The sequence below is a fragment of the Streptomyces sp. NPDC003697 genome (assembly GCF_053587115.1).
This window is the reverse complement of sequence record NZ_JBSFNN010000075.1, coordinates 1-16,170: the sequence shown is the minus strand read 5'-3', so window position 1 is coordinate 16,170 and position 16,170 is coordinate 1. Positions and strand designations below refer to the sequence as shown.

At 72.1% G+C, this 16,170-nt stretch carries 16 protein-coding genes, 1 tRNA gene and 1 pseudogene; 10 read left to right on the top strand and 8 right to left on the bottom strand.

What is annotated here, in order from left to right:
• Positions 1–71: 71 nt before the first annotated feature.
• Together ACWDNY_RS24665 and ACWDNY_RS24660 are read right to left on the bottom strand one after the other, a co-directional pair.
• On the bottom strand, positions 72–419 hold the full coding sequence (locus ACWDNY_RS24665) for a hypothetical protein (RefSeq protein ID WP_451647967.1): 348 nt from the start codon (positions 417–419) through the stop codon (positions 72–74).
• The gene (locus ACWDNY_RS24660; protein ID WP_451647966.1) at positions 416–604 is read right to left on the bottom strand and encodes a hypothetical protein; all 189 of its coding nucleotides are present in this window, start codon (positions 602–604) and stop codon (positions 416–418) included. Before ACWDNY_RS24660 ends, ACWDNY_RS24665 begins: the two co-directional genes overlap by 4 nt.
• Positions 605–882: 278 nt before the next feature.
• On the opposite strand from ACWDNY_RS24660, the gene ACWDNY_RS24655 reads away from it, so the two are divergent.
• The 3 genes and pseudogenes from ACWDNY_RS24655 to ACWDNY_RS24645 all read left to right on the top strand — a co-directional run.
• Positions 883–1,107, top strand: coding sequence for a GntR family transcriptional regulator (locus tag ACWDNY_RS24655; protein ID WP_451647965.1), 225 nt, complete (start codon positions 883–885; stop codon positions 1,105–1,107).
• 240 nt (positions 1,108–1,347) lie between these two features.
• Positions 1,348–1,875 carry a GNAT family N-acetyltransferase gene (locus ACWDNY_RS24650; protein WP_451647964.1) on the top strand — a complete coding sequence of 176 codons (528 nt, stop codon included), beginning with the start codon at positions 1,348–1,350 and terminating at the stop codon, positions 1,873–1,875.
• Positions 1,876–2,089: 214 nt separating this feature from the next.
• A pseudogene (locus tag ACWDNY_RS24645) lies at positions 2,090–2,539 on the top strand (transposase); the annotation flags it as partial.
• Positions 2,540–2,669: 130 nt separating this feature from the next.
• On the opposite strand, the gene ACWDNY_RS24640 reads toward ACWDNY_RS24645, so the two are convergent.
• Positions 2,670–3,386 carry an SDR family oxidoreductase gene (locus ACWDNY_RS24640; protein ID WP_451647963.1) on the bottom strand — a complete coding sequence of 239 codons (717 nt, stop codon included), beginning with the start codon at positions 3,384–3,386 and terminating at the stop codon, positions 2,670–2,672.
• Positions 3,387–3,457: 71 nt separating this feature from the next.
• On the opposite strand from ACWDNY_RS24640, the gene ACWDNY_RS24635 reads away from it, so the two are divergent.
• A complete protein-coding gene (locus tag ACWDNY_RS24635) occupies positions 3,458–4,273 on the top strand; it encodes a helix-turn-helix transcriptional regulator (protein ID WP_451647962.1) in 816 nt (271 codons plus the stop codon).
• A gap of 388 nt (positions 4,274–4,661) precedes the next feature.
• Here the strand turns inward: ACWDNY_RS24635 and ACWDNY_RS24630 are convergent, their stop codons facing one another.
• From ACWDNY_RS24630 to ACWDNY_RS24620, 3 genes are all read right to left on the bottom strand, one after another.
• Complete coding sequence (locus tag ACWDNY_RS24630) at positions 4,662–4,883, bottom strand: helix-turn-helix domain-containing protein (protein ID WP_451647961.1); 222 nt, start codon at positions 4,881–4,883, stop codon at positions 4,662–4,664.
• Positions 4,883–5,374 carry a DUF2975 domain-containing protein gene (locus tag ACWDNY_RS24625; protein ID WP_451647960.1) on the bottom strand — a complete coding sequence of 164 codons (492 nt, stop codon included), beginning with the start codon at positions 5,372–5,374 and terminating at the stop codon, positions 4,883–4,885. Before ACWDNY_RS24625 ends, ACWDNY_RS24630 begins: the two co-directional genes overlap by 1 nt.
• Positions 5,375–5,649: 275 nt before the next feature.
• Positions 5,650–5,724: transfer RNA gene (locus ACWDNY_RS24620), tRNA-Cys, on the bottom strand.
• A 261-nt stretch (positions 5,725–5,985) separates the two neighbouring features.
• On the opposite strand from ACWDNY_RS24620, the gene ACWDNY_RS24615 reads away from it, so the two are divergent.
• The 4 genes from ACWDNY_RS24615 (at position 5,986) to ACWDNY_RS24600 (ending at position 11,301) form a co-directional block, all read left to right on the top strand.
• Positions 5,986–7,443, top strand: coding sequence for an MFS transporter (locus ACWDNY_RS24615; protein WP_451647959.1), 1,458 nt, complete (start codon positions 5,986–5,988; stop codon positions 7,441–7,443).
• Between the two features lie 242 nt (positions 7,444–7,685).
• Positions 7,686–9,485, top strand: a complete 1,800-nt coding sequence (locus tag ACWDNY_RS24610; RefSeq protein ID WP_451647958.1) for a DEAD/DEAH box helicase — start codon at positions 7,686–7,688, stop codon at positions 9,483–9,485.
• 332 nt (positions 9,486–9,817) lie between these two features.
• On the top strand, positions 9,818–10,459 hold the full coding sequence (locus ACWDNY_RS24605; protein WP_451647957.1) for an IclR family transcriptional regulator: 642 nt from the start codon (positions 9,818–9,820) through the stop codon (positions 10,457–10,459).
• Between the two features lie 50 nt (positions 10,460–10,509).
• Complete coding sequence (locus ACWDNY_RS24600; RefSeq protein ID WP_451647956.1) at positions 10,510–11,301, top strand: S16 family serine protease; 792 nt, start codon at positions 10,510–10,512, stop codon at positions 11,299–11,301.
• Here ACWDNY_RS24600 and ACWDNY_RS24595 read toward each other — a convergent pair.
• Together ACWDNY_RS24595 and ACWDNY_RS24590 are read right to left on the bottom strand one after the other, a co-directional pair.
• The gene (locus ACWDNY_RS24595; RefSeq protein WP_451647955.1) at positions 11,228–12,274 is read right to left on the bottom strand and encodes an ABC transporter permease subunit; all 1,047 of its coding nucleotides are present in this window, start codon (positions 12,272–12,274) and stop codon (positions 11,228–11,230) included. The genes ACWDNY_RS24600 and ACWDNY_RS24595 overlap by 74 nt on opposite strands.
• Positions 12,275–12,412: 138 nt before the next feature.
• Positions 12,413–12,910, bottom strand: coding sequence for an Lrp/AsnC family transcriptional regulator (locus tag ACWDNY_RS24590; protein WP_451647954.1), 498 nt, complete (start codon positions 12,908–12,910; stop codon positions 12,413–12,415).
• Positions 12,911–13,033: 123 nt separating this feature from the next.
• On the opposite strand from ACWDNY_RS24590, the gene hppD reads away from it, so the two are divergent.
• On the top strand, positions 13,034–14,182 hold the full coding sequence (gene hppD, locus ACWDNY_RS24585; protein ID WP_451647953.1) for a 4-hydroxyphenylpyruvate dioxygenase: 1,149 nt from the start codon (positions 13,034–13,036) through the stop codon (positions 14,180–14,182).
• 163 nt (positions 14,183–14,345) lie between these two features.
• Positions 14,346–15,761: an FAD-binding oxidoreductase gene (locus ACWDNY_RS24580; protein WP_451647952.1), complete on the top strand. Its 1,416-nt coding sequence runs from the start codon at positions 14,346–14,348 to the stop codon at positions 15,759–15,761.
• Positions 15,762–16,170: the final 409 nt, after the last annotated feature.

The window sequence follows — 16,170 nt, the reverse complement described above, 5'->3', positions numbered from 1 at the left end:
GACGCCGATGCGCGTGCCGCACAGGCCAGCCACTGACACGCAGTGAACCCGCTGTGAGGCGACGCGAGTTCTCACGACTGCTGGGACGGCTCGCCGTCGATGTCGTCGGGCTCGTCGTACGGCGGGATGCGCCGGCCCCGGCTCTCGCAGACGTTCAGAACGTCCGTCAGGCTCTCGACGAGACGGCGGCAGACCCAGCGGAGTTCACCGGTCGTGAGACTCGCCGTGCCCTCGATCATCGGCTTGGCGAGGCCCAGGATCACGATCGCCGTCTGGATCTGCTGTTCCTCGATCCTGTCGGCCAAAAGAGACAGGGGAGTGGCCGTGCCGTCCGTCACGAGGTGCGCGGGCCTGCCCTCGAGGCCACTCCACGGCAGGAGCCGGAGGTAGGTCGGCGTGCCCTCGGGCTGGGTGCTCACGCTGTCACTCCCGCCGGGTAGTCCTGTCCAAGGGCTCCGAGCACGGCGGCACGTCGCCGCTCCCGTTGCCGTCGTCGCTCCTGCTCCCGCTCATGGGCGATGACGTAGGGCCGTACGAGCAGCGCGTCCTCGCCGCGCAGGTACTCGGGCGAGCGGGGGCGGCGGCGGTGAGCGAGAAGCCCCACACCAGCCGATGCGATGATCAGCCGCCGTGTCGGTGAACCCGCGGGAATACGCTGGACTCGGCGCTTGCCTGGACCGGGCAGGAGCCACGAAAGGATGGGGGCCAGTAGGGTTCGCACTGTCGGTCACTCCTTGGGTGATCGGCCACGCCCCCGGACAGTTCGCCGCTGTCGCGGGGGTCCTTCGGTTGCGGGCGGGTCTTGCTGCTGGGCTCCGACAGCATACGCGTATTCGCGTATACGCGGTCGCGAGATCACGAAGATACGCGGATGCTCGATGCATGGATCTTGACCGTTCGGTGCCTGTCTGGCCCCAGGTAGCGGATGAACTGCGCCGCCGACTGGACGCGGGGAAGTACAAGCCGGGGGAGAGGTTTCCTGCCGTCAACGAGCTGGCGGCCGAACTGGACGTGGCTCCCTCGACGGTGCAGAAGGCGGTGGCCGCGCTGCGAGAAGAGGGACGGCTCCGCACCGTGCTGGGCCAGGGCTCGTTCGTGAAGGAGTAGAAGGCCGGTGTGGGCCAGCCACAGGACGTCCCACACCCGTGTCCCCGACCAGAGGTGCCGCTTGGCCCGTGTCGGCAGGAGTCAGTGAACCGAGGACGAGGGTGCGCGGGACGCCGTACCTGTCGGCGAGCAGGTCGGGCAGAGCCTGCGGATCCAGGTCGCTGGGCATGTGGTGGGGCCCTGCGCGACGTCCCGCAGAATCCGATGGCGCAACGTAGCTCAGGCGTCAAGAATCGCCGGATGCATGAAGTGCAGCTGGCCGACGGGATCGTCACTCTGTCCCCGCTACGCCTGGACGATGCGGAGGCACACCTCGCGGGGGAGGATGAGCAGCTGGTGCGCTGGCTCAGCGGCGGTCCCGGCACACGCGAGGGCGTCGAAGCCTACATACGGCACTGCCTGGAACAGTGGGACGCGGCCGGCCCACTCCGCGCTTTCGGCATCCGGGTGGGTATCGACGAGGCGCTCGCGGGGACGATCGACCTGCGCTTCACAGCAGAGGGCTTGTCTCCCGGCCAGGTGAATGTCGCCTACGGCCTCCACCCGTCATGGAGAGGGCGCGGCCTGGCCACCCGCGCGGTCCTCTTGGTCTCCCGATATGCGACGAGTGAAGGGGCGAAGCAGGCTGTGATCCGGGTAGAGCCGGAGAACACCGCGTCTTCCGCAGTCGCCCGTCGGGCGGGCTTTACCCTCGACAAGCACACACACGGCGCGGACGGGACACGGCTCGACTGGTACATACGGGATCTACGCATCGATACCCAGTGACGACCCTGGCGCTCGCAAGCCGGCGCGGGGCTTGGCGACGCAGGACCAGCAGTTACGGGATAGTCCTTTAGTTAGAGCTCGCGCAGATAGGCAGCATGGGGCCCCGGCATCGAGGCAGGCCAGGTCTGGGTGATCATGGAGTCGCGACGCGCTGTGACCACTGGGAGACCTGTGCCCGTTCTTCCTTCATGGCTGACCGACCCGCTGTGGGACCAATCCCCTGAAACGCTCCGGTATGACGGATGGTTACGGGATCCCGCTCGGCAGGGTTCTCGCCGGAGCGAACCGCCACGACTCCCCGCTAGTGGCTCCGACCCTGGACCGGCTGGCGGACCTGGGACCGCTGCCCGACGACATCACCGTGCACCTGGATGCCGGCTACGACTCGGACAAGACCCGCACCGAACTCACCACCCGCGGCCTGCATGGCCGCATCGCGCACAAGGGCGAGAAGGCACCGATCCAGGCGAGCCAGCGGTGGCACGTCGAACGCACCCACGCCTGGCAGAACTCCTTCCACCGCCTCGCCCGCTGCCACGAGCGCCGCGCGACCGTCATCCACGCCTTCTTCGACCTCGCCGACACCGTCATCGCCGTCCGTAGCCTGATCCGCCGGGCCTGGACGACCCACTGGTGGGACGACCGCCCGAACCGCTGCCCATGAGCGCGCACCTGTCTGCGCAGCCTCCTTGCGCTGCTGCCAAGCACGCTTCGGCCCGAGGAGGACCGCCGCTCTGGGAATACGCTTTTTGGGGCGTGCGAGTCAGTGCCGTCGTCTGGGATCTCAGCGCCGCTCACCAGGGCACGGGCGTTCCGTCCCAGGAGAAGAAGCCACCGGTGGGGCCGTCGTCTGGCAGCAGGGCCAGGCGGGCGGCTCCCTGGGCGGCCTCGGCCGGGTCGTCGCCGGCAGCGGCGGCCAGGGGGTTGAGGTCGGTGGCCCGCAGGCCGGGGGCGAGCGCGTTGACCTTGAAGCCGTCCTCGGCCAGCGTCTGGGCGTAAAGGACGGTGAGGGCGTTGAGGGCGGCCTTGGACGACCGGTAGGCGGCGGTGCCACCGCTTCCCGGGGTGAACTGGGGGTTGGGGTTCGTGCTCCAGGTCAGCGATGCGGTGCCGCTGGAGATGTTGACGATGCGCGGATTCGGGGACCGGCGCAGGGCGGGCAGGAAGGCATTGGTCACCGCCACCACCCCGAAGACGTTGGTCTCGTATGTGCGCCGGAACTCCTCGACGCTCGTGTCGGCCGGCGGGGCGAGTGACGGTGAGATCCCGGCGTTGTTGACCAGCACGTCCAGACGGTCCACCTGGGTCGCGGCCCGTGCGATGCCGTCAAGATCTGTCACGTCGAGGACCAGCAGGCGGGCGCCTGCGCCGATCTCCTCGACGGCTCGCTGTCCGAGCCCGCGGTCGCGAGAGCCCACGTACACGGTGAGGCCCGCGGCGGCGAGGAGCCGGGCGATGTGCTTGCCGATGCCCTTGTTGGCACCGGTGACAAGAGCTGTGCGATCGTTCATGGCAACTACCGTTCCCTGGCTGTGGGCGCCCTGCCAGGGACAACCTGTACCAGGCAGTGGGAGGAAGCGGCATGGCACGGCAGGAGCTGGCCCGCTTCCTGCGGGACCGCCGGGCGGGCCTGCGTCCACACGAGATCGGCCTGACGGCGACGGGCGCCGATCGCCGGACACCGGGCCTGCGCCGCGAAGAGGTGGCGGAACTCGCCCACATGTCGGTCGACTACTACACGCGGCTGGAGCAGGCCCGGGGGCCGCGGCCGTCCACTCGAATCCTGGACGCGTTGGCCCAGGCACTACGGCTCACGCCGGCCGAGCGCAGCCACCTGTTCCGCCTGGCGGGATCGAGCGCGCCGCCCGGCATCAGCGCCGTGCGGTGGGTACGCCCGCATGTGGCCCGGATGCTGGAGCGGTTGCCGGAGACCGGTGCCATCGTCACTGACGCGGCGTACGGCGTCGTCGCCTGGAACCCCCTGGCCCAGGCACTGCTCGGCGGCGATCTCGGAGGCGGGAGGACGAACCTGGCCCGGCGCCGCTTCCTTGGCCAGGGGCGGATGTACGAGAGCTCCAGCGCTGAGGAGTTCGGGCACATTGTGGTGGCGCGGCTGCGACGGGCCGCCGACCGCTACCCGCATGACCCGCAGCTGACCGCTCTGCTGGCCGAACTGCACGCTGGCAGCGTGGAGTTCCGACAGATATGGCAAACGCGTCCGGTCCACGCCCCCGGGCACCGCACCAAGATCCTCGATCACCCGGAGACCGGCACGCTGCGGTTGAACTGTGACGTCCTGCTCGTGCCCGAGGATGACCAGGAAGTCGTCCTGATCACGGCCGACCCCGGATCACCTGCCGCGCGGACCCTGCACAGGCTGGCCAGGCAGGCGACCTGAAACACAGGACTGGCACACGTCTCGCCAGTGGTTACAGAGCGTCGCAACTACATGATCACTGGGGCATGTGCCCACCTACTTTCCACGCCGCCTATCTGCGCGGGCTCTTAGTTAGAGGCCGTGGCGGGAATCGAACCCGCGTAACTCGCTTTGCAGGTTCGTCTGGGCTGGTCAGGGCGTGATCCGTGATCGTCCGCTGACGTTCGGACCCGTACGTATGCAGTGATCGTCACGTGCCCCCACACACGTGTCGACGCGTGCCGGCCCCGAGGTCGGGAGCCGTTCTCGCGCAGCCGCGTTATGCAGACCTGCCGCCCGCGAACGGCCGGGCATTGCGCCCGGCCGGGCAGTGGTCGGACCTCTGATCAGCGTCGTCGGCAGGCGCGGTTCATTCGCCCGCGGTGTCCTCGGTCTCCCAGCGCAGCAGGTCGCCCGGCTGGCATTCGAGCACCTCGCAGAGGGCGGCGAGCGTGGTGAAGCGCACCGCCTTGGCGCGGCCGTTCTTGAGTACCGCCAGGTTGGCGGGCGTGATCCCTACCCGGTCCGCGAGGTCGCCCACGGACATCTTCCGCCGGGCCAGCATCACGTCGATGTCGACGACGATCGGCATCAGATCACCTCGTCCAGCTCGGCCTGCATCTGCGCCGCTTCGACGTCGCGCGCGACGGCCTGGGCGAGCAGCATCCGCAGCACGAGCACGATGAGCGCGACCCCGAGGATGGCCACGCCGATCCCGCCCATGATGAGGGTGACGCCCGGGTCGTCCCGCTGGCCCGGTGCGTTGACGGCCGTGACCGCGAACCACACGAGGGCAGCCGCGACGATCGCGCCGATCACGATGTCCACGTACCGGAAGGCGGCGTGGGAGAACACGGTTCCGCGTCGCACCATCGACACCAACCGCCATACGCAGACCACGGCGACCTGGACCGAGACCATGCCCAGGATCGTGATCACCCGCAGCGGGGTCAACGGGAGCGATCCGTCCTCCGGATCGCTCCCGCTGACCAACGCCCACACCATCCCGGCCTGTACGAACACGGTGCCGGCGAGCATCACCATGAGCACGGCGCGCAGCGCACCCACCGTCAGCTTTCCCATGACCCATCCTTCCATCGAGTTACGATCAGAATCTATCGAGTTTCGATAGGTCAGGCAAGGGGTGGGCAGGGTGGGCAGGTCGGTCGGAGCCTGCGGATCCAGGTCGCTGGGCAGGCACATGCAGCCGTCCCCCGGCCGAGTCGGGCCGGCAGGTCGTCGACGGTCGCTTGCGTGAGTTTCACGGCCCACCGGTGCCGGCCGAGCCGCTGCGGACGAACGGAAGGGCGGCACCCCGAGAGGGTGCCGCCCTTCCGTTCTGCCTGGTCGGGGCCAGGTGGAGGCCGTGGCGGGAATCGAACCCGCGTAACTCGCTTTGCAGGCGAGTCCCTCAACCACTCGGGCACACGGCCGTCGGCCGGTCCGGGCCGCCGGCGCGGCCGTGGCGGGGTGGGCCCGCCTGCCGTGCCGCCGGTGGAGCGCGTCCGGACTCGGTGACTCGACCGTAGGCGCGGGCCGTCCGGTACTCAAGGGAACCCGCCGGTCCCGCAACGCGACTGCCACACGCCGTTCACGAAGCGGGCGGCCAGGGACGGGTCGTACGACCAAGGTCCCGGCCCGCGCCCTTCTCCCGACAGGTGTCAGTGTCGGACGTGCACCTTACTCTGGCGACCATGACCGCCCTCGAATCGCGCGACACCGGCGTCGCGGACACCCCCGGCCCGTCCTCCGTGACGGACGAGGCCGCCGAAACCGTGCTGAGCAGGTCCTACCGGGCGCTCAGTATCGGCATCGTCACCGTCGTCCTGCTCATCGCCTTCGAGGCGACCGCGGTCGGCACGGCGATGCCGGTCGCCGCGCGGGAGCTGGACGGGGTGCCGCTGTACGCGTTCGCGTTCTCGGGGTTCTTCACGACGAGCCTGTTCGGGATGGTGCTCGCCGGGCAGTGGTCCGACCGGCGCGGACCGCTGGGCGCGCTGACCACGGGGATCGGCGCGTTCGCGGCGGGCCTGCTGCTGGCCGGGACGGCCGGCGCCATGTGGGTGTTCATCGTGGGGCGGGCCGTGCAGGGCCTCGGCGGCGGACTGGTGATCGTCGCCCTGTACGTCGTCGTCGGCCGCGCCTACCCCGAGCGGCTGCGGCCCTCGATCATGGCGGCGTTCGCGGCGGGCTGGGTCGTCCCGTCGATCGTCGGCCCGCTGGCCGCCGGCGCGGTGACCGAGCACCTCGGCTGGCGCTGGGTCTTCGTCGGCATCCCGGTGCTGGTCGTCCTCCCGCTCGCCCTCGCACTGCCACAGATACGACGGCGGGCGGCGGGCCCGGTGCGGGACGGGGCCGGGCAGGCCTCCCTCGACCTGCGCCGCATCCGGCTCGCGCTCGGCATCTCCCTGGGCGCCGGACTGCTGCAGTACGCGGCGCAGGACCTGCGGTGGGTCTCGCTGCTCCCCGGCGCCGCGGGGGCCGCGCTGCTCGTGCCGGCCGTGCGCGGGCTGCTACCCCGCGGCACCTACCGGGCGGCGCGCGGGCTGCCGTCCGTGGTGCTGCTGCGCGGGGTGGCCGCGGGCTCCTTCGTCGCCGCCGAGTCCTTCGTACCGCTGATGCTCGTCACCCAGCGGGGCCTGTCGCCGACCCTGGCCGGCTTCTCGCTGGCCGCGGGCGGCGTCACCTGGGCGCTCGGCTCCTGGGTCCAGTCCCGGCCGGCGACGGCGCACCTCCGGGAACGGCTGACGACCGTGGGCATGGTGCTGGTGGCGGCGGCCATCGCCGTCGCGCCCAGCGTGCTCCTCCCCGCCGTCCCCGTCTGGACGGTCGCCGTCGCCTGGGGCTTCGGCTGCTTCGGCATGGGCCTGGTCATCTCGTCCACGAGCGTGCTCCTGCTGCGCCTCTCCGCCCCCGAGGAGGCCGGGGCCAACTCGGCGGCCCTGCAGATCTCCGACGCGCTCTCCAACGTCGTGCTGCTGGCCGCCGGCGGTGCCGCCTTCGTGGCCCTGGGCGGCGGCACCGTGGCCCACTCCGCCGCGACGGCCGGCACCGGGTCCCACCCGGCGGCCTTCGCCGCGGTGTTCCTGCCGATGGCGGGGGTGGCGCTGGCGGGGGCGTGGGTGACGAGGCGGGTGCAGCCCCCTTCGTGAGTGACGCGCTTCCGCGAGCGCGACGCCTCCGGCCCCGCCCGGTCGCCACCGTGGCGACGGGTGCGCCGGGCGGGGCCGAGGTGATCGGCGGGCCCTTGCGGGCGCTCGCGGCGCGGGGTGTGTGAGCTGGGTCCCATCCTCGGGTGACCCCGTGCCGTTCGCGCAGGGGCGCCGCCGGGCCGCCGGTAGGGTGGCCCGGTCGTCATACGTAGCCGAGCCGCTCGACCCACCCGACGGAGACCGTGACTACCACCGCCGCCAGCTCGTCCCATTCGCACCACCTCTCGCCCGCCTTCCCGGGCCGCGCGCCCTGGGGCACCGCCAGCAAGCTGCGGGCCTGGCAGCAGGGCGCGATGGAGAAGTACATCCAGGAGCAGCCCCGCGACTTCCTCGCCGTCGCCACCCCCGGCGCCGGCAAGACGACCTTCGCTCTGACGCTCGCGTCCTGGCTGCTGCACCACCACGTCGTGCAGCAGGTCACCGTCGTCGCGCCGACCGAGCACCTGAAGAAGCAGTGGGCGGAGGCGGCCGCGCGGGTGGGGATCAAGCTGGACCCCGAGTACAGCGCGGGCCCGCTCAGCCGGGAGTACGACGGGGTCGCCGTCACCTACGCCGGTGTCGGCGTGCGCCCCATGCTGCACCGCAACCGCGTCGAGCAGCGCAAGACCCTCGTCATCCTCGACGAGATCCACCACGCAGGTGACAGCAAGTCCTGGGGCGAGGCGTGCCTGGAGGCCTTCGAGCCCGCCACCCGCCGCCTCGCGCTCACCGGCACGCCCTTCCGGTCGGACACCAACCCCATCCCCTTCGTCACGTACGAGGAGGGCCAGGACGGCATCCGCCGCTCCGCCGCCGACTACACCTACGGCTACGGCTCCGCCCTCTCCGACGGCGTCGTGCGCCCCGTCATCTTCCTCTCCTACAGCGGCAACATGCGCTGGCGTACCAAGGCGGGCGACGAGGTCGCCGCCAGGCTCGGCGAGCCCATGACCAAGGACGCCGTCAGCCAGGCCTGGCGCACCGCGCTCGACCCGCGCGGCGACTGGATGCCCGCCGTGCTGCGCGCCGCCGACCAGCGGCTGACCGAGGTCCGCAAGGCCATCCCGGACGCCGGCGCCCTCGTCATCGCCTCCGACCAGGACTCCGCGCGCGCCTACGCCAAGCTGATCCGTGAGATCACCGGCAGCAGCGCGACGCTCGTCCTCTCCGACGACGTCGGCGCCTCGAAGCGGATCGACGAGTTCAGCGCCGGTGACGACCGGTGGATGGTCGCGGTGCGCATGGTGTCCGAGGGCGTCGACGTCCCGCGCCTCGCGGTCGGCGTCTACGCCACCACCATCTCCACCCCGCTGTTCTTCGCCCAGGCCGTCGGCCGCTTCGTGCGGTCCCGGCGGCGCGGCGAGACCGCCTCCGTGTTCCTGCCGACCGTCCCGGACCTGCTCACCTTCGCCAACGAGATGGAGGTGGAACGGGACCACGCCCTGGACAAGCCGAAGAAGGAGGGCGAGGAGGACCCGTACGCCGAGTCCGAGAAGGAGATGGAGGAGGCGAACCGGGAGCAGGACGAGGACACCGGCGAGCAGGACATGCTGCCCTTCGAGGCGCTGGAGTCCGACGCCGTCTTCGACCGCGTCCTGTACGACGGCGCCGAGTTCGGCATGCAGGCCCATCCGGGCAGCGAGGAGGAACAGGACTACCTCGGCATCCCCGGCCTGCTGGAACCCGACCAGGTGCAGCTGCTGCTGCAGAAGCGGCAGGCCCGGCAGATCGCGCACAGCCGCAAGAAGCCGGACACCGAGGCCGACCTGCTCGAACTGCCCGCCGAGCGGCGCCCGGTGGTGAGCCACAAGGAACTGCTGGAGCTGCGCCGCCGGCTGAACACCATGGTCGGCGCCTACGTACACCAGAGCGGCAAGCCGCACGGTGTGATCCACACCGAGCTGCGCCGCGTGTGCGGCGGCCCGCCCAGCGCCGAGGCCACGGCCGGGCAGCTGCGCCAGCGGATCGCCAAGGTGCAGGAGTGGGCGACCCGGATGCGGTGACGCCCGCCCCGGGGGCGCCGCACGCCCGCACGCTCCTGGGGCGGGCCCTCGCAGGTCGGAGTACGTATCGGGACGAACGCCGGCAGGCCCACCTGATCGGCGACCGGATTCTGGACGGACTCTTCCGCTCAGCGAACCGGCTTCGCTACTGTCCCGCTACGCACACGGCCCGTGGCAGCGCCGCCGCGGAGCGCAGCCGTGAAGCGACCGAGTCCGGGCCGTCCGGACCGCCGGCCGATCGGTGGCCTCTGACGCGCGTCACCGACGGGACTCGGTGACGCATCCGCCGCGACGAGGGCCCGCCGACTTCATCCACCGAAGGAGTGGGCGTCGTGACCGCGGAGACCTCCCAGACGCTCGACCGGGGCCTGAAGGTCCTCAAACTGCTCGCCGACACGGACCACGGGCTGACCGTCACCGAGTTGTCCCAGAAACTGGGCGTCAACCGGACGGTGGTGTACCGGCTGCTCGCCACGTTGGAGCAGCACGCGCTCGTACGCCGTGACCTGGGCGGGCGTGCCCGGGTCGGGCTGGGGGTGCTGCGCCTGGGCCGCCAGGTGCACCCGCTCGTGCGGGAGGCGGCGCTGCCGGCGCTGCGGTCGCTGGCCGAGGACATCGGTGCCACGGCCCATCTGACCCTGGTGGACGGGGCGGAGGCCCTCGCGGTCGCCGTCGTCGAGCCCACCTGGACGGACTACCACGTCGCCTACCGGGCCGGTTTCCGTCATCCGCTGGACCGGGGGGCCGCGGGCAAGGCCATACTGTCGGCCCGGCAGCGGCCGGCGGCGGACCCCGGATACACGCTCACGCACGGGGAGCTGGAGGCCGGGGCCAGCGGTGCCGCCGCACCGCTGATCGGGGTGACCGGCGTGGAGGGCAGCGTCGGGGTCGTCATGCTCACGGACTGCGTCCCGGAACGGGTGGGCCCGCGGGTCGTGGACGCGGCACGGGAGGTCGCGGAGGCGCTGCGCTGAGACGGCCCACCGGCAGGAGGCCGGACCACGTCGTCGCGTAGATTGACCCCGTGTTCTCTCGCCTCCCGCGCCCACAGGCCGTCGCCGTCTGCGCTCTGCCCGTCGTCGCCCTCGTCGCCGTGGCGGTGTTCGCGCCGCTGCCGTTCTCGGTGGCGCAGCCCGGCATGACGGCGAACGTCCTCGGCGAGAACAAGGGCACGCAGGTGATCACGATTTCCGGCGCGCCGACGCGGAGGACGAGCGGACAGCTGCGGATGACGACGATCGAGGCGACCGGGCCGGACACGTCCGTCTCGCTCGGCGACATCGTCGACGGCTGGTTCGCCACCGACCGGGCCGTCATGCCGCGCGACGCCGTCTACCCGAGCGGCGGCGACGTCAAGGAGATCGAGCAGCACAACGCCGCGCAGATGAGGCAGTCCCAGGACGCGGCGACCCGGGCGGCCCTGTCGTACCTGGACCTCGACGCCAAGAAGGTGAAGGTCGCTCTCAAGCTCGCCGACGTCGGCGGTCCCAGCGCCGGCCTGCTGTTCTCCCTCGGCATCGTCGACAAGCTCCACGGCGACGGCAGCGGCGGCGACCTCACCGGCGGCCGCACCGTCGCCGGTACGGGCACCATCGGCGCCGACGGCAGGGTCGGCGCGGTGGGCGGCGTGGCCCTCAAGACGCAGGCCGCCCGCCGGGACGGGGCGACGGTGTTCCTGGTGCCGAAGGCCGAGTGCGCCGACGCCAGGGCGGAACTGCCGAAGGGGCTGCGGCTGGTCCCGGTCACCACGCTGAAGGGCGCGGTCGACTCGCTGGTGGCGCTGGAGAAGGGCAAGGGCACCGTCCCGCGCTGCTGACCCGCGGACGCCGGTCCCCGGCAGCCACCGCTCGGCACCGCCGGCGCCGCGCGGTCAGGCGCCACCGGCTCGGCGGCCGCACCGGCAGCAGGGGCGGCGACGCCGGCCGGCCCAGCATCAGGGGCAGCGACGCCAGCCAGTCCAGCATCAGGGCCAGGCACAGGACCAGGACCGTGCCCAGCGCCGGCACCGGCAGCCGTCGCGCCTCGATCCCGGTGGCGATCAGAGCGCCCAGGCCCTCACCTCCGGCGAGACCCGCCACGGCCGTCGCCCCGACGGCCACGGCCAGCGACCCTCGGACGCCGGCCAGGACCAGCGGGGCGGCGGCCGGCAGTTCCGCCCGGCCCAGGACCGCGGGCGGCGGCATGCCGCCGCCCCGTGCCGCCGTGAGCAGCACGGGATCCACCCCGCGCAGGCCGGTGACCGCGCGGGGCAGCACCGGCAGGGCGGCGCAGACGGTGACCACGGCCGCGACCGCGCACGCGTCGCCGCCGAGCCGGAACACCAGCAGGGCGAGCAGCCCGAGCAGGGCCGCGGCCAGGTGGGCGGCGGCCACCGCCTTCGGCAGGCGTGCCGACCGCCGTTGGGCCCCGCGCGTCAGCGCGACGGCCGGCGGCACCGCGACGACCAGCGCGAGGGCGGTGCACCCGACGGCGAGCCCGATGTGCCACCACAGCGCCACGGCCGCCCGGTCGTGCGCGAGGAGCTTCCGGGAGACGGCGTCCGGGGGCATCAGCCGGAACCACGACCAGGTGGCCATGAGGACGACGACGAGCGCCGTCGGCAGCAGCGTCAGCTTCCGCCGGACCTCCCGCGCGGAGGGTGAACGGACGCGGTCGGTGACCGGCGCGACGGTCGGCCGCGGTGCGGCGGTCGGCCGCGGTGCGGCGGGGCGGATCCGGGCCGTGGTGGAGGGGGCGGGGGCGGTCGGGCGTGATGTGGCGGGGGCCATCCGGGCGGTGGCCGGTGCCACGGCCGGTCGTGATGCCGGGGGACGGACCCGGGTGGTGGCCGGTGCGACGGCCGGCCGGGGTGCGGCGGGCCGGACCCGGGCGGTGGCCGAGGTGACGGCAGGGCGTGCTCCCGGGTCCTCCCACCATGTCACGCGCGCTCACCCCGTCGGCCGGCCCTGGTTGGCAGCCCGGTCCTCTGCGGCCTGCTCCACCAGCGGGATGATCCGCAGCGGAACGGGATTCTCCATCACGATCGCCGTCGAGGCCCGGACGATCCCATCAAAACCGACAACCCGGTCGATCACACGCTGAAGATCGGCATTCGAGCGAGCCACCAGCCGGCACAGCATGTCGCCGGTGCCCGTGGTGGTGTGCAGTTCCAGCACCTCCGGCACGGTCGCCAGATGGGCCCGCACGTCCGCCCCCTGCCCCTGCCGGATCTGCAGCGTCGCGAACGCCGTGACCGGGTAGCCGAGCGCAGCCGGGTCCACTTCCGGACCAAAGCCGCGGACCACTCCGTTCGACTGGAGCCGGTCCAGACGCGCCTGCACCGTGCCCCGCGCGACGCCCAGCCGCCGCGACATCTCCAGCACCCCGATGCGCGGCTCGCGGGCCAGCAGCACGATGATGCGGCCGTCCAGCTGATCGATCGCCACGGCAGCCTCCCCAGCTGGTCATCCTGTACAGAGAGCCCCTCGGAACGCGGCTCTCACCGGACATGTTGCCCAGTGAAAACGCAAACTATTGCGCACCTTGCAGGTCAGGGTGACGCTTCCGCCATGACGCAGACCACAGAGCACACTCCCGATGTGACCGCCCGGCAGGCCGATCCCTTCCCGGTCAAGGGAATGGACGCGGTCGTCTTCGCCGTGGGCAACGCCAAGCAGGCGGCGCACTACTACTCCACCGCCTTCGGCATGCGGCTGGTGGCGTACTCCGGACCGGAGAACGGCAGCCGTGAGACCGCGAGCTACGTGCTCGAGAGCGGCTCGGCCCGCTTCGTGCTCACCTCGGTGATCAAGCCCGCCTCCGAGTGGGGCCGCTTCCTCGCCCAGCACGTGGCCGAGCACGGCGACGGCGTTGTCGACCTCGCCATCGAGGTGCCCGACGCGCGCGCCGCGTACACCTACGCGCTCGAGCACGGCGCCCGCTCGGTGGCCGAGCCGTACGAGGTGAAGGACGAGCACGGCACCGTCGTCCTCGCCGCGATCGCCACCTACGGCGAGACCCGTCACACCCTCGTCGACCGCTCCGGCTACAACGGCCCCTACCTGCCCGGCTACGCGGCCGCCAAGCCGATCGTCGAGCCCCCGGCCCAGCGCACCTTCCAGGCGATCGACCACTGCGTGGGCAACGTCGAACTCGGCCGTATGAACGAGTGGGTGCAGTTCTACAACAAGGTCATGGGCTTCACGAACATGAAGGAGTTCGTGGGCGACGACATCGCGACCGAGTACAGCGCACTGATGTCGAAGGTCGTCGCCGACGGCACGCTCAAGGTCAAGTTCCCGATCAACGAGCCCGCCGTCGCCAAGAAGAAGTCGCAGATCGACGAGTACCTGGAGTTCTACGGCGGCGCGGGCGTCCAGCACATCGCGCTGAACACCAACGACATCGTGCAGACGGTCCGCACGATGCGCGCGGCCGGCGTCGAGTTCCTGGACACGCCCGACTCGTACTACGACACCCTCGGCGAGTGGGTCGGCGACACCCGCGTCCCGATCGACACCCTGCGCGAGCTGAAGATCCTCGCCGACCGCGACGAGGACGGCTACCTGCTGCAGATCTTCACCAAGCCGGTCCAGGACCGCCCGACCGTGTTCTTCGAGCTCATCGAGCGGCACGGCTCCATGGGCTTCGGCAAGGGCAACTTCAAGGCGCTCTTCGAGGCGATCGAGCGGGAGCAGGCCAGGCGCGGCAACCTGTGAGCCCCGGCGGTGGGCCCGGTGACCCCGGGCTCACCGCCCCCGCGTGCCGCCGCCGGGCCCTCCGCGGGCGCCCCGCTCACTGTGCGCCAGGGCGGCGACATCCACCCGGCAGACGGAGTGGGCGGCCGGCGGGGTTCACACCGATGGCCCCGAGTGCGACGCTGTGATCATGAGCCGTATCCAAGCCCCGCCCGAAGAAGGCGCCGAAGCCCAGGGCACCCTCACCGGCCGGCTCCTCGCGGGTCTGCCGGCCGAGGCGGTCCTCACCGACCCCGACGTCATGGCCTCCTACGCGAACGACATGGCGAGCTTCTGCCCGTCGGGCGCGCCGGCCGTCGTCGTCCTGCCGCGCACGGTGGAGCAGGTGCAGCACGTCATGCGCACCGCCACCGCACTGCGCGTCCCCGTCGTCCCGCAGGGCGCCCGCACCGGCCTGTCCGGCGCGGCCAACGCCTCCGAGGGCTGCATCGTGCTGTCCCTGACCAGGATGGACCGCATCCTGGAGATCAACCCGGTCGACCGGATCGCGGTCGTGGAGCCGGGCGTGGTCAACGCCGCGCTCTCCCGCGCGGTGAACGAGCACGGCCTGTACTACCCGCCGGACCCCTCCAGCTGGGAGACGTGCACCATCGGCGGCAACATCGGCACCGCCTCCGGCGGCCTGTGCTGCGTGAAGTACGGGGTCACGGCCGAGTACGTCCTCGGCCTCGACGTCGTCCTCGCCGACGGGCGCCTGCTGTCCACCGGCCGCCGCACCGCCAAGGGCGTCGCCGGGTACGACCTCACCCGCCTCTTCGTGGGCTCCGAGGGCTCGCTCGGCATCGTCGTCCGGGCGGTCCTCGCGCTGAAGCCGCAGCCACCGCAGCAGCTGGTGCTGGCCGCCGAGTTCCCCTCCGCGGCCGCCGCCTGCGACGCGATCTGCCGGATCATGGCGGGGGGCCACGTGCCGTCGCTGCTGGAGCTGATGGACCGTACGACGGTCAAGGCGGTCAACGACCTGGCGCACATGGGCCTGCCGGAGACCACCGAGGCCCTCCTGCTGGCCGCCTTCGACACCCCAGACCCGGCCGCCGACCTCGCCGCGGTCGGCGCCCTCTGCGAGGCGGCCGGCGCCACGCAGGTCGTCCCGGCCGAGGACGCCGCCGAGTCCGAACTGCTGCTGCAGGCCCGGCGGCTGTCGCTGCCCGCGCTGGAGGCCGTCAGGGGTACGACGATGATCGACGACGTGTGCGTGCCGCGCTCCGCACTCGGCGAGATGCTCGACGGGATCGAGCGGATCGCCGAGAAGTACGGGCTCACCATCGGCGTCTGCGCGCACGCCGGCGACGGCAACACGCACCCCACCGTCTGCTTCGACGCCCGGGACGAGGACGAGTCGCGGCGCGCCCGGGAGTCCTTCGACGAGATCATGGCCCTCGGCCTCCGGCTCGGCGGCACCATCACCGGCGAGCACGGCGTGGGCGTGCTGAAGAAGGAGTGGCTGGCGCGCGAGATCGGCCCCGTGGGCGTGCAGATGCAGCGGGCGATCAAGCAGGTCTTCGACCCGCTGGGGCTGCTGAACCCGGGCAAGCTGTTCTGACACGGCCCGTCCCGCCGCACGGCCGTCGTGCCGGTGCGGCCGGCGTGTACGACGACCCGGCCGGTCGCCGGCCCGCTCGTAGGGCCGGTCCGTAGGCCGGTCCGTCGGCTGGTCCGTCGGACGGGGTCCCCCGTAAGGCCGTCCTGCCGGTCGCGGGCTCGCCCGTACGACCGGCCCGGTCGACCGACGGCCCGTTCGTGCGCTGTCGCGTCGGGTGGGATCCGCCCGTGCGGCCGACCCGTCGGGTGGCCTCGGCGCTGCGCCGGGCTTGGGCGTGGCGGGGCGGGAGGCGCGGGCGCCCGCCCCGCGCCCTCTGGCCCCACCCGCCCGGCCCGTCCCCGGCGTCCCGCCGGGTGGACGGAACGACCGTGGACAGGTCCAGCTCGAGCTTCTCGGAGAAGTCCGGCTC

What these genes read in the sequence shown, in the direction of transcription:
- ACWDNY_RS24655 (WP_451647965.1), top strand. Translation starts at nt 883, where the DNA reads ATGGATCTTGACCGTTCGGTGCCTGTCTGGCCCCAGGTAGCGGATGAA.
- ACWDNY_RS24650 (WP_451647964.1), top strand. Translation starts at nt 1,348, where the DNA reads ATGCATGAAGTGCAGCTGGCCGACGGGATCGTCACTCTGTCCCCGCTA.
- ACWDNY_RS24640 (WP_451647963.1), bottom strand. Translation starts at nt 3,386, where the DNA reads ATGAACGATCGCACAGCTCTTGTCACCGGTGCCAACAAGGGCATCGGC.
- ACWDNY_RS24635 (WP_451647962.1), top strand. Translation starts at nt 3,458, where the DNA reads ATGGCACGGCAGGAGCTGGCCCGCTTCCTGCGGGACCGCCGGGCGGGC.
- ACWDNY_RS24630 (WP_451647961.1), bottom strand. Translation starts at nt 4,883, where the DNA reads ATGCCGATCGTCGTCGACATCGACGTGATGCTGGCCCGGCGGAAGATG.
- ACWDNY_RS24625 (WP_451647960.1), bottom strand. Translation starts at nt 5,374, where the DNA reads ATGGGAAAGCTGACGGTGGGTGCGCTGCGCGCCGTGCTCATGGTGATG.
- ACWDNY_RS24615 (WP_451647959.1), top strand. Translation starts at nt 5,986, where the DNA reads ATGACCGCCCTCGAATCGCGCGACACCGGCGTCGCGGACACCCCCGGC.
- hppD (WP_451647953.1), top strand. Translation starts at nt 13,034, where the DNA reads ATGACGCAGACCACAGAGCACACTCCCGATGTGACCGCCCGGCAGGCC.